The organism is Frankia sp. AiPs1 (genome assembly GCF_023716945.1).
In the GTDB taxonomy this organism is placed as follows: Bacteria; Actinomycetota; Actinomycetes; order Frankiales; family Frankiaceae; genus Frankia.
Genome location: NZ_JAMQQF010000130.1, coordinates 1 through 13,533, shown reverse-complemented (window position 1 = coordinate 13,533; position 13,533 = coordinate 1). Strand labels below are relative to the sequence as shown.

The window sequence follows — 13,533 nt, the reverse complement described above, 5'->3', positions numbered from 1 at the left end:
GCACCGAGCCGGCCAGCTCCGCCAGCGGCGGCAGCAGGCCGGCGGCGGCCAGCACAGCAAGCGCGCGGCGCTCCTGCGCGTCCCACGCCAGGCCCCCGCCCTCGCCCTCGCCCTCGAACATGACGGTGACCACGCAATCGGCGCACCGGGCGCCGCGGCCGACACAGGAGTCGCAGTCGATCAGCATCGCACTCACCTTCCCGAGGTCAGTCCGGTGACGGCCGGCGGCGACTCAATCCGCGCACCGATGTCCCGACGTGATCGACGGTAGGACCCGGGTCCGACAACTTTCGCCGGCCGGCGGGCCAGCACGCCTCCGACGCCCGGCGCCGGGGAAAGTGGGCTAGCGGTCGAGCCGCGCCAGCAGGGCCGCCGACGGCACCGCCCGGGCGCCGGCGGCGGCGCTGTTCTCCGCCACCTCCCGGTCGGAGGTGACGACGAAGACCGGCCGGCCCTGGGGCTCCATCCGGACCAGCCGGACGATCTCCTCGTCGGCCAGCTCACCGGGGCGGCTGAACAGCACCCGGACCCCCCGGGGCATCGTGACACCGACCGGGCGGGCGACGACCGCCGTCGCGTCGAAGACGACCGTGACCTCGCTGTCCGGGTTGCGCCCGGCGAGCGCGCCGAGCCCGGACAGCAGCCGTTCCCGCTGTGCCTGCAAGGTGAGCCGGCCGTAGCCGCGCTTGGTCACGTTGTACCCGTCGATGATCAGATGCACGCCGGGCACGGCGAGCACCTCGTCGATGAGGGTGGGATCGTCGTCGGGCCGCCCGCGGGCCCCGACGAACGCCTGTGGCGCGTTGCTCGGCCCGTCGCCGCCGCGAGCGAGCAGGTCCGCCGGTCGGGCGACCATGGTGGGCAGATCCAGCTCGCGGCGCACGCCGTGGGCCGAGGCGATGAGCGTGTCGAGCAGGACGCGCATGCGGGCGTCGTCCACGCTGCGGGAGTCGCGGGAGTCCCGGCGCGCGGCGGCCAGCGCGGCCTCCAGCTCGGCGACCCGGCCACGCAGTCGGCGCAGCTCGACCTCGGCGTCACGACCGGCGACGAGCGCCGCATCGCGCGCCGTCTGGGCCGCGATCGCCGACTCCCGCTCGGCCTCCTCGGCCCGCCGGATCCGCTCCGAGGACGCCCGCAGCCGCCGCCGGGTCTCCTCCGCCTCGACGCGGGCCGCCGCGAGGCGTTCACGCACCTGTGCCAGCTCCCCGGCGGCGCTGCGCTGATTCGCGGCGAGCTGCTCGGTGAGCCGGTGGATCGTCCGTTCGGCCTCGTCAGCCCGACCGCGGACCTCCGCCTCCGCGGCCGAGGCCGAAGCCAGCTCGACGAGCTCGGACCAGTTCGGGACGCGCAGCAGGTAGGCCACCGCGGCGACCTTCTCCGGCGGGGCGGCCGGCGGGGGCCCGTCGGCGCAGTCAGCGGCCTCGGCCAGCTCCGGCTGGTGCCGGCGGATCCATTCGGCGACGCGGCCGCGGAACACCTCGTTGTCGACCGCGGCGGCCAGCGGGATCGCGCCCACCTTCGCCCGCCGGGACGCCTTGAACCGGCGCACCGCGACGAGCGACGGCGGCACGTCGGACTCGGGCAGATCGGCCAGGGTCTGCGCGGCGAGCTCGATGACGTACTCCCGCACGGACGCGGGCAGCGGGCCCGTCACAGCCTGCTCCCAGCAGGGTCGGCCACCACGGACACGGTCCGGACGGATGACGTCGAGAACACGACCGACGTAGCACCGACCGTCTCGGCGGTATGCCGGTGCAAGGGGTCACCCGGCGCGGTCGAAGCACCGACCGGGGCGGCTCGCGGTCCGGACCCGGGCGACGCTGGCGCGGGCCGTGCGCCGAAATGTCCATCAGCGTCCGGATGACGTGGGAAAGCGGACGGGCCGCGTCTCCGGCGACTCCTCCGACCGGCCAGACAGCAAGGCACGTGGGGACTCCGGAGCCGACGGGAAGAACGATGAAGGCACAGCCTATCGAGAGAGCCCAGAAGGCTCACGCGGACCACCGGTGTGGGATCTAGGCCCGGTGAACCGCGCGGGGCGGGCAGCATCCCTCCCGGGAAAGCCGGTTTGGGCAGCCTCGCGAGGTGCGTACCCCAGCGTGCGATCTATTCCACCCGGCGCGCGTCAGCCGACGGCGGACCGGATCCGCTGCGCCACGGCGTCGAGCTCGGCCGAATCCGGGTCGTGGTCGGCGAGGGTGAAGTCGATCTGCGTCTCGTTCTCGATGGGCAGCAGGTGCACGTGCACGTGTGGCACCTCCAGCCCGGCGACGAGCGCCGCCACCCGCCGAGGCCGGAAAGCGGCATCGATGGCCCGCCCGACCGTCGCCGCGGCGGCCCACAGCGCCGTCTGGACGTCGTCGGGCAGGTCGATCCAGTGGTCGATCTCGGCACGCGGGACCACCAGCGTGTGGCCCGGCCGGATCGGCGCAATCGTCAGGAACGCCACCGTGTACTCATCGGAGTACACGATGCGCCCGGGAAGCTCACCGTTGATGATCCGGGTGAAGACGCTCGGCATGGCTCATGACCCTATCGACCCGGTCATCGACCCGCCGACCCGCCGACCGATCGGCAGACCACCGATCGGCAGACGACCGGCCGGAAAGACGACCGGAAGACGACCGGCCATCAGACGAAGGGCCGGGCGAAGCCGGTCGGTCCGGCCGTCATCACCCGGAATTCGTTGCCCTCCGGATCGGACAGGATGTACCCGCGCTCCCCGTCGTCGTCGTAACGGGCGACCCGGCGGGCACCAAGGGTCGACAACCAGCCGATGACCCGCTCGGCGTCGACCGCGTAGAGGTCGAGATGCAGCCGGCTGGGACCGCCGCCGCCGCGGGCTCCCGGCCGCAGCAGCAGCTTCGGCCCCGCCCCGGCGGGATGACGCAGCAGTGCCGCGTCATCGTCGCGCCGGTCCACCTCGTATCCCAGCGCAGCGGACCAGAAGCGCACCATCACGTCCACGTTCGCGCAGTCCACTGCGACCCGCCCCACCCGAATGCCGTTCGTTTCAAACCACGCCACCTGCGCATGATTTCGCATTCCAGGCGGGTTGGCCTGCCGAGTGGCCGCCGCGTGTCTCCGGCGTGGCGCCACAAGGGGTGCGGGGCAGCCCCGACGGGACCACAATGACACCCGCAGCGGGACGCGCCACGTGCCTGCCGGCGCCCCCTCGCGTTCCGCCGCCAGGCCCGCGACCACGGCCCGGAACCGGACCCCTGGCAAAACTGTCGGCGGCGGGGCTTACCGTGACGCCGTGCGCCCGGACCCCGCCTCTGCCGACCGCCTTGCCGCCGCCGATCGCTTTGCCGCCGCGCATCGGCAGGCCAGCCTGGAGGAACTCGGCCGGCCGCTGGCCGATCTGACGTTCGTCGTGGTCGACCTGGAGACGACCGGGACCTCGGCGGCCACCGGCGAGATCACCGAGATCGGCGCGGTGCGGGTCCGCGGCGGCGAGGTGCTCGCGGAGATGTCCACCCTGGTCCGGCCGAGCGTGGGCATCCCGCCGATGGTCTCGGTGATCACGGGGATCACCGATGCGATGGTGGCGACGGCCCCGGCGGAGGCCGAGGTGGTGCCGACGTTTCTGGAGTTCGCCCGCGGTGCCGTGCTGGTGGCCCACAACGCGCCGTTCGACCTCGGCTTCCTGCGGGCGGCGGCGCAGCGCTGCGGCTACCCGCCGCCCGCCTGGGAGCATCTCGACACCCTGCGCATCGCGCGGCGGCTGGTCAGCCGCGACGAGGCCCCCGACTGCCGGCTCGCCTCGCTGGCCCGGCTGTTCCGCAGCTCGACCGAGCCCTGCCATCGCGCGCTGGCCGACGCCCGGGCCACGGTGGACGTGCTGCACGGGCTGTTCGAGCGGCTGGGCAACGCCGGTGTGCGCACGCTGGAGGAGTTGCACGAGTACAGCGCGAAGGTCTCCCCGGCCCAGCGGCGCAAGCGGTACCTCGCCGACGGGCTGCCGACCGGCCCGGGCGTCTACATCTTCCGGGACGCCGACGGGCGGGCTCTCTACGTCGGCACCTCACGTTCGATCCGGTCCCGGGTCCGCACGTACTTCACGGCGAGCGAGCCCCGTACTCGGATGGCCGAGATGGTCACGCTGGCCGAGCGGGTGGACGCCATCGGCTGCGCGCACGCCCTGGAGGCCGAGGTGCGGGAGCTGCGGCTGATCGCGGAGCACAAGCCGCCGTACAACCGCCGCTCCCGCTTCCCGGAACGGACCGTGTACCTCAAGCTCACCGACGAGCCGTTCCCTCGGCTGTCCAGGGTGCGCGCCACCCGGGACGGGGCGACCTACCTCGGTCCGTTCGCCAGCGCCCGCGGCGCCGACGACGCCGCCGACGCGCTGCTCGCCGCGGTGCCGCTGCGCCAGTGCACCGGTCGACTGTCGCCGCGGGTCCACCGGCCCGCCTGCGCCCTGGCGGATCTGGGCAGGTGCGGGGCGCCCTGCGACGGCCGGGAGGACGTCGCCGCCTATGCCCGCCACGTCGCCGTGGCCCGGGCGGCCATCACCGGTGATCCGGGGCCGGTCATCGCGGCGTCGACCCGCCACATCGACCGTCTCGCCGCCGACCGGCGCTACGAGGAGGCGGCCGTCCACCGCGACCGGATGGTGTCGTTCGTCCGCGCCGCGGCCCGCGGTCAGCGGCTGGCCGCGCTGACCCGCATCCCGCAGCTCGTCGCGGCGGCACCGACCGCGCAGGCCGGCTGGGACCTGGCCGTCGTCCGTCACGGTCGGTTGGTGTCCGCGGTGAGCGTGGCCCCCGGGATCGACCCACGGCCCTGGGTCGACGCCGCGGTCGCGAGCGCCGAGACGGTCCAACCGCAGCCGGGCCCCGCGCCGTGTGCCTCCGTCGAGGAGACCGAACGGATCTCCCGCTGGCTGGCCGGTTCCGGGGTGCGGCTCGTACGCCTCGACGGCGAGTGGAGCTGGCCGGCGACGGGCGCCATCCGCGACGCGCTGCGCTACGCCGACGTGCACCGCTCCCCCGACCTGCCGGAACAGGCGGCCGGCCGGCGGACCGAGGGCGAGCGCCCCCGCCGCTGACCATCATCGGCGGACCGGCAGGCGCGGCAGCCACCGCGGGGGCAGCAAAGGGCCGCGGGGCCGGCAAAGGCCTCAGGGCAGCAAAGGGCCTCAGCGCCTGCACAAAGGCCGCGGGGCCGGCCCGCCGGTGTGGCGGACCGGCCCCGCGGCCGGTGTCAGCTCGACCCTGAACGGGTCGGAGCGGGAGGTCAGTGCTTGCCGCCACCGACCGGTGTGCTGGGACCGCCCGGGCCGGTCTCCTTCTCCTCGACGAAGAAGCCGCTCACGGCCGCACCGGCGCGGCGAGCGAGGCCCTTGCCGTCCCCGTCCCCGTGGCCGTTCGCCGACGGCAGCGCGAATCGGTCGTTCGGAACCAGCGGGTGATCGGGCACCGGAGTCGGCTTCGGCCGGTGATCCTCCACGAACTCCCCGCTGGGGAGCTGGCGGATGATGCCGGTCTCGATGCCGTGGTGCTCGACCTCGGCGTCCTTCGCCTGCAGGCTCAGACAGATCTTCTTGGTGATCGCGTACGCGATCGGCGGGATGATGATCAGACCGATGCGGCCGGCCCACGTCATCGCGTTCAGCGAGATGCTGAACGTCTTCGCGATGACGTCGTTACCACCCGAGATCCACAGGACCAGGTAGAAGCTGATCGACATCGCGCCGAGCGCGGTCCTGGTCGGCGCCTCCCGGGGTCGCTGGAGCAGGTTGTACGACTTGGTGTCGCCGGTGAACCTGGCTTCCAGGAACGGGTAGAGCGCCAGCAGCGTGAACAGGATGCCGGGCAGGACCGCCGTCGGCCAGAACACGGCCGGGACGGTATGGCCGAGGCCGCGGAACTCCCACGGTGGCATCAGTCGGGTCGAGCCGTCGAGGAAGCCGATGTACCAGTCGGGCTGGGACGCCGAGGAGACCTTCGACGGGTCGTACGGACCGAACATCCAGATCGGGTTGATCTGCGCGAGACCCCCGAGCAGGGCGAGCATCGCGAAGACCATCATGAAGAACCCGCCGGACTTCACCGCGAACACCGGGAACACCCGGTGACCGACGACGTTGTGCTCGGTCTTGCCCGGGCCGGGGAAGTCGGTGTGCTTCTGGTGCCACAGGATGCCCATGTGCGCGCCGATGAGGGCGAGCAGCACACCGGGCACCAGCAGAATATGGATCACGTAGAGCCTGGGCAGGAAGTTGTCGCCCGGGAACTCGCCGTTGAACACCAGGAACGACGCCCACGTCCCGATGATCGGGATGGACTGGGCGATCGAGGCGGCGATCCGCAGGCCGGTGCCGGAGAGCAGGTCGTCCGGCAGCGAGTAGCCGGCGAAGCCCTCGAGGATGGCGAGGATCAGCAGGCCGACCCCGATCAGCCAGTTGACCTCGCGCGGCTTGCGGTAGGCACCGGTGAAGAACACCCGGAAAAGGTGGACGACGATCGACGCGACGAAGACCAGCGCGGCCCAGTGGTGGATCTGGCGGAACACCAGCCCGGCCCGGGTGTCGAAGCTGATGTCCAGCGTCGAGGCGTACGCCCGGCTCATCTCCACGCCCTTGAGCGGGACGTAGGAGCCGTGGTAAATGACCTCGGTGTTCGACGGGTCGAAGAACAGCGTGAGGTAGATGCCCGTGAGCAGCAGAACGATGAAGCTGTAGAGCGCGATCTCCCCGATCATGAACGACCAGTGGTCGGGGAAGACCTTGTTCAGGTTGCGCCGCAGCCCGGGCTGGGTGCCGAACCGCTCGTCGATGGCGCGGTTGGCCTTGCGGACCGGGGTCGGCCGCTTGACGAACTCCGGGGGGGATGCGGTTGTCATGAGCGCTCCCAGAAGGCGGCACCGACCGGCTCGTCGTAGTCACCGTTGCGGGCGTACAGGAATCCGTCGTCGTCCGCGGCGATCGCCAACTGCGGCAGCGACCGGCTGGCCGGACCGAAGATCGCCCGGCAGCCGTCCAGCACGTCGAAGACCGACTGGTGGCAGGGGCAGAGCAGGTGGTGGGTCTGCTGCTCGTACAGGCTCACCGGGCATCCGGCATGTGAGCAGATCTTGGAGTAGGCGACGAGACCGTCGACGGACCAGTTCTCCCGCCCCTTGCGCGGCCGGTCCACCCCCGGTGGCAGCCGGATGAGCAGCGTGGTGCTGTCCGCCTTGGTGCGCACGTCGGTCTTCGCCTGGTAGGTGGTCGTACCGTCCGACTCGGTCACCGGGATGGCCGGGAAGACGGTCTCGATGCCGCCGATGGAGATGTCGCCGAGCTTGACCAGGCGGCCGTCCTCGGTGACCAGGCGCGAGCCCTTCACCCAGGCGGTGTGGTCGAGCTTCTTGCCCGGCTTGGAGTTGGTCAGGTTGAGCAGCGGCACCACGATCAGTCCGCCGAGCACGGTACCGGCGCCCAGCAGGGTGCGGCGCAGCAGCGGGAACCGGGCGAGACCGGTGTCGGCGAAGCCGGCGGTGATCTCCGCCTCGGTGACCGCGATCTCCTCCTTGGCGGAGGTGAACTCGTGGCGCTCCTGCACGGCCTGCTCGTGCGGCATCAGCCGCTTGGCCCACAGGATCATGCCGATGCCGAGGCCACCGACGGCCAGGCCGAGCGCCGAGCCGAGGCACGGCGTGTAGTACGCCTGGTGCTTGTCACCGACGAAGTTCGTGATGACGAAGCCGACGGTGCCGACCACCGAGATCAGGAACCAGCAGGCGATCAGCCGCTCCGCCCGCCGCTCGGCGCGGCGGTCGACGTCCTCGGCGCGCGGCGGGCGAACGGTGACCCCGCCACCGCCGCCGGCGTGCGTGCCGTAGGTCGGCTGCGCCACCCCGGCGTCGCCGGTCCGCATCACCGTGGTCTCGGGATCGCGGCTGGAGTCCGTCTGGTGCGGCGGGGTGCCCAGGACCTCCGGGCCGTCGGAGGTGCCGGCCGGGATGTCCGGTCCACCGGCCGAGATCCCCGACCCCCCGGCGGGGGCCCCCGACGTGTCGACCGGGTGCTTGGCCCGCTTGAAGATGCTGCTCATCGAATCCTGGTCCGACTTGTCTGCCGGCTCACCCTGGTAGCCCGCGTAGTGCATGCGCTCCTGGGCGGAGTCGCCCGGCTGGTCCCCTCCGCCCGAGCCCGCCGGTCCCGGCGTCCCCGGGCCCGTCTGGTCACTCATACCTTCTGCCTCGCTCCGATCCACAGGCACACGGCCAGCAGGCCACCAATGCCTACCAGCATGGCCAGCAGCCCTTCCGGCACCGGACCGTACTTACCGAGGCTGAAGCCACCAGGGCTGGCGGTCTCGTTCATGTGCTTGATGAAGGCCGCCACGGCGACGGCGTCCTCTTCGCTGAGCTGACGGTCCCCGAAGACCGGCATGGACTCCGGCCCCGTGCGCATGGCCTCGACGATCTGCTTCGGGGTCGACTCGCTGAGCGAAGGCGCGAACTTACCGTAGGTCAGTGGAGCGCCCTGGCCGCTGGCGTTGTGGCACTGGGCGCAGTTGGCGCGGTAGAGCTCGCCGCCATGAGCCAGGTCCGCGTCGCTGAGCGACTTGTCGTCGACCTTGGGCACTTCCGGTCCACCACCGAGGCTGGCGACGAACGCGGCGAGCTGGTCGATCTGCGTCGCCGAGTAGATCGGCGGCTTGCGGTCGGCCTGCGCGGCCGGGGCGGCCAGCGGCATGCGCCCGGTCGAGACCTGGAAGTCCACCGCGGCGGCGCCGACGCCGACGAGGCTGGGGCCGGTGGTGGAGCCCCCGCCGCCCAGGCCGTGGCAGGTCGAGCAGCCCTGCATGTACAGGGCGCGACCCTGCCGGACGGCCTCGTTGGCGTCCGCCGTCTGCGTGGCGTTGCCGGTCGGAGCCAGCATCGTCCACAGGACCCCGGTGGCCAGCAGGCCGAACACGAGGACGAGGGCGGAGGATCGCCGGCGCCGGCGCGCGGACGGACCACGCTTGCGCGCGGGCCGCTTCGGGGCGGCGACCGGCGCCGCGAGCTCACTCGGCGCGGAGTCCGACGGGGTTTCCGACGGCATGTCGGACGGTGTGTCCGGGGTTTCAGTCATGTCGCTCACTGGAGGAGGTAGATGGTCGCGAACAGGGCGATCCAGACGACGTCGACGAAGTGCCAGTAGTACGACACGACGATCGCCGATGTCGCCTTCTCCGGCGTGAAGCGCCCGAACGTCGATCGGCCCAGCACCATGACGAAGGCGACGAGACCACCGATGACGTGTAGCCCGTGGAACCCGGTGGTCAGGTAGTACACCGAGCCGTAGGCGTGCGACGCCATCGTGAACTTGTTCTCGCCGAAGTACTCGTTCGCCTGGCCGCCGACGAAGACGAGTCCCATGAGCAACGAGGCCAGGTACCAGCGCCGCAGTCCGTGGACGTCACCGCGCTCGGCGGCGAACACCCCGAGCTGACAGGTGACGCTGGACAGCACCAGGATCACGGTGAAGAACAGCGCGTACCCGACGTGCAACTCCACGGGCCCGTGTTCGGAACCGGCGGGATCACCCGTCACGGGCGGCCAGTTGCCGCTGTTGACCGAACGGATCGTGAAGTACATCGCGAACAGGGACGCGAAGAACATCAGCTCCGACGACAGCCACACGACCGTGCCGACCGAGACCATCGAGGGACGGTTGGCCGTCGGGTGTGGTGGAGGAGCCTTCTCGAGGACGGGGGCTGAGGCCACGACGGCCATTCTGGCACGCGACGCTCCAGGCGCCACCGTAGGTTCGACGTTCGGTAGGACTACGACTCGTCGATGACCGGCCCGAGCCGCCCCGCGAACCCCCTCACCGACCGCACAAATCGCTGCGGCGCAGCGGAAACCGCAGGTCCTCGGGCCGCCGCGGCGGGTGCCAGAAAAACCATGATGACCGGCACCCTTCCGGCGGATGTTGCGTGCCTCACCCGTCGGACGTCCACCTCAGGAGCCGGGTCTCCCGGCACTACGGGCCAGGGCCGGACGGCACTGCCCACTTGGCCGTCCGCGCGGCGGGCGGCCGCCAAGCCCATCGAAACGGCAGGTCAGAGCGCCTACCGAACGGCGCAGGCACCCGGCCGACCGCCGACGCCGAGCAAGTCAGCACCGATCAAGGGCGTGGCCGGGTCGGCCGCGGGGACTTCCTTGCCCTTCAGGGGGGCGTCGCGACCGATTCGTCCCCCCCGAAGGGCAAGGAAGCCCGCGCCACGGGAGGGACGACCTGCCGAGCAACTGCACGACGCCGGCCCCACGCCCGGGCGGAAGGCGTGCGGCCGGCCGAAGGGCCGCGAGGTCAGGCGGACATGGCGGCGAGGGCCCGCAGGCCCTCCGCCGGCAGGGCGATCCCGGCTTCGGACCCCGGGTCGACCGCCAACAGCAGGTCGTCGGACGGCCAGATCCGGCCGAGGGTCGCGATCTGCACCGTGCGGTAGCGGGCGACGTCGGGCAGGGCCTCCGTCAGGCGCTGCTCGGAGGTGAACGTCGGGACGAACTGGGTTCCATCCTGACGCTCCGCAACGGGTAGTTGCAGAACCTCGCTCTCCTCCGACAGGTCGGTGATCTCGTTGCCGAGGTCGGGCAACAGGACGTCCGCGAGGGCGAGGTCACCGAGCGCGGAACGCTCGTCCTCCCCGTCGGCCAGGCGGTGCAACGCGTCGAGCGCCGCCGCGCCCTGCTCGGACGCCCGGCGGCCGGCAGTGGTCGTACCGCCGAGCCCGGCGTCGCGGTCGGTCGCGCCGGCCTGCGCCGGGTCACGGTCGAAGGCACCGCGGGACTGGTCGGGAGCGCCTGAGCCGGCGGACGCGAGGTCGGGACGTAGCTGGTCATCGGTCACGGGTGACTCCCTTGACGTGGATGAACGTGCTGACGTGAGGTGCCGTAGGCCCTTCGCGTACCCGGTCACGGGCGCGCCGAACGGATGACCCGCAACAAATCTCGCCGACTGTCCGCCGCGGCCGCTGACCTCGTGCTTCCCCCGGTCACCCGAACCCCGGCCTGATGGCCCGGATGCGGTCCGGCCGTCCGTTGTCGGGATACGCCCGGTTCGGGATGGGTCAGGGCCGGGATGGGTCAGGGGCGCAGGGCGAGGTCGGCGATCAGGGCTCGGCGGGTGGCGCCGGTCAGGGGGGTGGAGTCGCTGTACTCGGCGTGGTCGACGACGAGTTCGGCGGGGACGTCCGGGTCCCGGAAGGCGTCGCGCAACTCGTCGGTCAGCACGAAGCGGACCATGTGGACGGAGACCGTCTCGGACGGGACGTCGGGGTCCTCGTCGAGGCCGGGGATCTCCTCCCCCGCGACGCGGATGCCGCCGATCTCCAGGGCCAGGCTGTGCTGCAGGCCGGCGAGGCGGGTGAGCTCCTCGCGCACCGTTTCGAGCACGTTGAGCTCGATGAACACGGTGGCGGTCAGGACGTGGCTGCCGGGCAGCAGGCGGGAGTACGCCTCGATCTCGTGGGCGACGTCGGCCGACGCGGTCAGCCGCTCGGTGTAGACCATCTCCTGCACCTGGTAGTGCAGGGTCTGCTCGTTCTCGAACTCGGCGAGGACGATGTCGCCGACCCGGACGCGGCGCTCGGCGCGCACGGGAAGCATCTCGCGGCGCAGCTGCGGGCGGCTCTCCGCGTACGCCTGGTGGTCGATGGTGATGTCGGCGACGGTCAGCGCCATGGCGCGGCCTCCTGTCCGGAAGCGTGGATTGGGGGTTGCCGGGAACGGTGGGGGTGGTGGGGGTGCAGGAGCGAAGGACGGGCACGGCCGGCACGGGCGCCCCGCCCCCGCACGGCGGTGGCCGGCTCCGGCGCAAGGACGCCCGGAGCCGGCCACCGATGTGGTGCGCAGGCGCCGATCAGGCGTCGGCGGTCTCCTCGGCGTTGAGGGCGTCGAGGGCCTTCTTGAACCGGCCGGCGTGGGTCTTCTCGGCGCGGGCAAGGGTCGAGAACCAGTCCGCGATCTCCTCGAAGCCCTCCTCGCGGGCGGTCTTCGCGAAGCCGGGGTACATGGCGGTGAACTCGTAGGTCTCGCCGGCCACCGCGCTGGCCAGGTTCTTCGCCGTGGTGCCGAGCGGCTCACCGGTGGCCGGGTCGCCGACCTCGGCGAGGAAGTCGAGGTGCCCGAAGGCGTGCCCGGTCTCACCCTCCGCGGTGTCGCGGAACAGCGAGGAGGCGTCGGTCAGGCCCTCGATGTCGGCGCGGCGGGCGAAGTACAGGTAGCGCCGGTTGGCCTGGCTCTCGCCGGCGAACGCCTCCTTGAGGTTCTCGTGGGTCTTGGTGCCGTCAAGCTTCGGCATGAAGCACTCCTTTGGCGTGGGTGTTCACTGTCGGGCCGGTCCCGCCCGCGGCGCGGGCCGGATCGGAGCTGCTCGCCTGACAGTCCGGACACATCCCCCGGAACTGCAGGTCGTACCCGGTGATGGCGAAGCCCGAGCGACGGGCGATCTCCGCCACCATTCCGTCCGGCACGGGGTGATCGATGTCGACCGCGCGGCCGCAGCCGTCGCAGACCGCGTGGTCGTGGCGGCAGGTGTTGGCGTCGTACCGGGCTGCCGCACCGTCGCCCAGGTTGAGTTCCAACGCCCGACCGGTCGAGACCAGCAGGGCCAGGGTGCGGTACACCGTAGCGCTGCCGATCCGCGGCGAGGAGCGGCGTACCCGCTCATATACCTCGGCCGCGGTGGGATGGTCGGCGGCGGCCCGCAGGACCTCCAGAACGGCCATCCGTTGGGGGGTCAGTCGAAGATCAGCCAGGTCGGTCATGGGATCACGCCCGTCGGTCGCAGCGGAGCGTGGGGCCGCCGGTCCGGGAAGGTCCGGAGTTGTCGCCGGCGGCTGGCTCCACTGGTTGAGAACGACTCTCAGTATCACTCTTCTTCCCGCTTCCTGGCAACCGCCCCTTCCCGCTGCCTGGCAACCGCCCCGGCCTGCCGACGCCCGCGACGGACCCGCGCGGCGCCGCCCGCCCGGCGGACACCGGCGGAGAAGGGCGGCCCGGAACCCACAACCGGGTAACCTTCGGAGCGGATCGCGCCGGTCACCCGGTCGCTCCCGATCGCTCCCGGTCATCCGCCCAGTGGCGGGGCCGGTCGCGGGGCGGGACGGCGGTCCGCCCCGGGCCGCCGGTCGGCGGTGGCCACCTGATGCGAAAGGCCGTGGACGCCATGAGCACCGTCCTCGTCTACGCCGACCGCGCCGACGTGCGCGCGCGCGCCATCGCCGCGATCGGTCGACTGCCCGCCGCCGACCTCGGCCCGCTGGAGTTCGTCGAGGCCGCCGACGCCGCCGCCGCAATCGACGTCGTCGACCATCACGAAGCCGACCTGTGCATCTTCGACGGGGAGGCCACCCCCACCGGCGGCATGGGCCTGTGCCGCCAGCTGAAGAACGAAGTCGCCGACTGCCCTCCGACGATCCTGCTCGTCGCCCGTGCCGATGACCGGTGGCTGGCCACCTGGTCGCAGGCCGACGCCGTCGTCGCGCACCCGGTCGACCCCGGCCGGCTCACCGAGGCCGCCGTGACGCTGCTGCGCGCGCGGGCCGGCGG

The 13,533-nt window shown here is 72.1% G+C and carries 14 protein-coding genes; 2 read left to right on the top strand and 12 right to left on the bottom strand.

Translation table 11 applies throughout. The annotated features are described in order from the left end of the window. The 4 genes from ND748_RS14075 to ND748_RS14060 all read right to left on the bottom strand — a co-directional run. Positions 1-187, bottom strand: a 187-nt coding sequence (locus ND748_RS14075) for a hypothetical protein (RefSeq protein WP_251746255.1), incomplete at its 3' end; no start/stop codon positions are given. A 156-nt stretch (positions 188-343) separates the two neighbouring features. Beyond that, entirely contained in the window at positions 344-1,654 is a 1,311-nt protein-coding gene (locus ND748_RS14070) for an NYN domain-containing protein (protein WP_251746254.1), read from the bottom strand. A gap of 471 nt (positions 1,655-2,125) precedes the next feature. Continuing rightward, a complete protein-coding gene (locus ND748_RS14065) occupies positions 2,126-2,521 on the bottom strand; it encodes an HIT family protein (protein ID WP_251746253.1) in 396 nt (131 codons plus the stop codon). 110 nt (positions 2,522-2,631) lie between these two features. Next, complete coding sequence (locus tag ND748_RS14060; protein WP_044887258.1) at positions 2,632-3,045, bottom strand: VOC family protein; 414 nt, start codon at positions 3,043-3,045, stop codon at positions 2,632-2,634. A 214-nt stretch (positions 3,046-3,259) separates the two neighbouring features. Between ND748_RS14060 and ND748_RS14055 the strand changes: the two genes are divergently transcribed. Continuing rightward, positions 3,260-5,053, top strand: coding sequence for a DEDD exonuclease domain-containing protein (locus tag ND748_RS14055; protein ID WP_308205639.1), 1,794 nt, complete (start codon positions 3,260-3,262; stop codon positions 5,051-5,053). Positions 5,054-5,241: 188 nt separating this feature from the next. Here ND748_RS14055 and ND748_RS14050 read toward each other — a convergent pair whose 3' ends face one another. The 8 genes from ND748_RS14050 to ND748_RS14015 all read right to left on the bottom strand — a co-directional run bounded on the left by ND748_RS14050 (position 5,242) and on the right by ND748_RS14015 (position 12,749). Next, a complete protein-coding gene (locus ND748_RS14050) occupies positions 5,242-6,849 on the bottom strand; it encodes a ubiquinol-cytochrome c reductase cytochrome b subunit (protein ID WP_251746252.1) in 1,608 nt (535 codons plus the stop codon). After that, positions 6,846-8,180 (bottom strand): ubiquinol-cytochrome c reductase iron-sulfur subunit, encoded by a 1,335-nt coding sequence (locus ND748_RS14045; protein ID WP_251746251.1) that lies wholly within the window; start codon positions 8,178-8,180, stop codon positions 6,846-6,848. Before ND748_RS14045 ends, ND748_RS14050 begins: the two co-directional genes overlap by 4 nt. Further along, the gene (locus ND748_RS14040) at positions 8,177-9,070 is read right to left on the bottom strand and encodes a c-type cytochrome (RefSeq protein WP_251746250.1); all 894 of its coding nucleotides are present in this window, start codon (positions 9,068-9,070) and stop codon (positions 8,177-8,179) included. The genes ND748_RS14045 and ND748_RS14040 overlap by 4 nt, the downstream gene beginning before the upstream one ends. A 5-nt stretch (positions 9,071-9,075) precedes the next feature. Continuing rightward, positions 9,076-9,714, bottom strand: a complete 639-nt coding sequence (locus ND748_RS14035; RefSeq protein WP_251746249.1) for a heme-copper oxidase subunit III — start codon at positions 9,712-9,714, stop codon at positions 9,076-9,078. 577 nt (positions 9,715-10,291) lie between these two features. Continuing rightward, entirely contained in the window at positions 10,292-10,831 is a 540-nt protein-coding gene (locus ND748_RS14030) for an SseB family protein (RefSeq protein WP_251746248.1), read from the bottom strand. A 236-nt stretch (positions 10,832-11,067) separates the two neighbouring features. Next, positions 11,068-11,664 carry a DUF3501 family protein gene (locus tag ND748_RS14025; protein WP_251746247.1) on the bottom strand — a complete coding sequence of 199 codons (597 nt, stop codon included), beginning with the start codon at positions 11,662-11,664 and terminating at the stop codon, positions 11,068-11,070. Between the two features lie 178 nt (positions 11,665-11,842). Then, positions 11,843-12,283: a rubrerythrin family protein gene (locus tag ND748_RS14020; RefSeq protein WP_009742898.1), complete on the bottom strand. Its 441-nt coding sequence runs from the start codon at positions 12,281-12,283 to the stop codon at positions 11,843-11,845. Continuing rightward, positions 12,270-12,749, bottom strand: coding sequence for a Fur family transcriptional regulator (locus tag ND748_RS14015; protein WP_251746246.1), 480 nt, complete (start codon positions 12,747-12,749; stop codon positions 12,270-12,272). The genes ND748_RS14020 and ND748_RS14015 overlap by 14 nt, the downstream gene beginning before the upstream one ends. A gap of 401 nt (positions 12,750-13,150) precedes the next feature. Here ND748_RS14015 and ND748_RS14010 point away from each other — a divergent pair. Then, on the top strand, positions 13,151-13,533 hold a 383-nt coding region (locus ND748_RS14010), incomplete at its 3' end, for a hypothetical protein (RefSeq protein WP_251746256.1).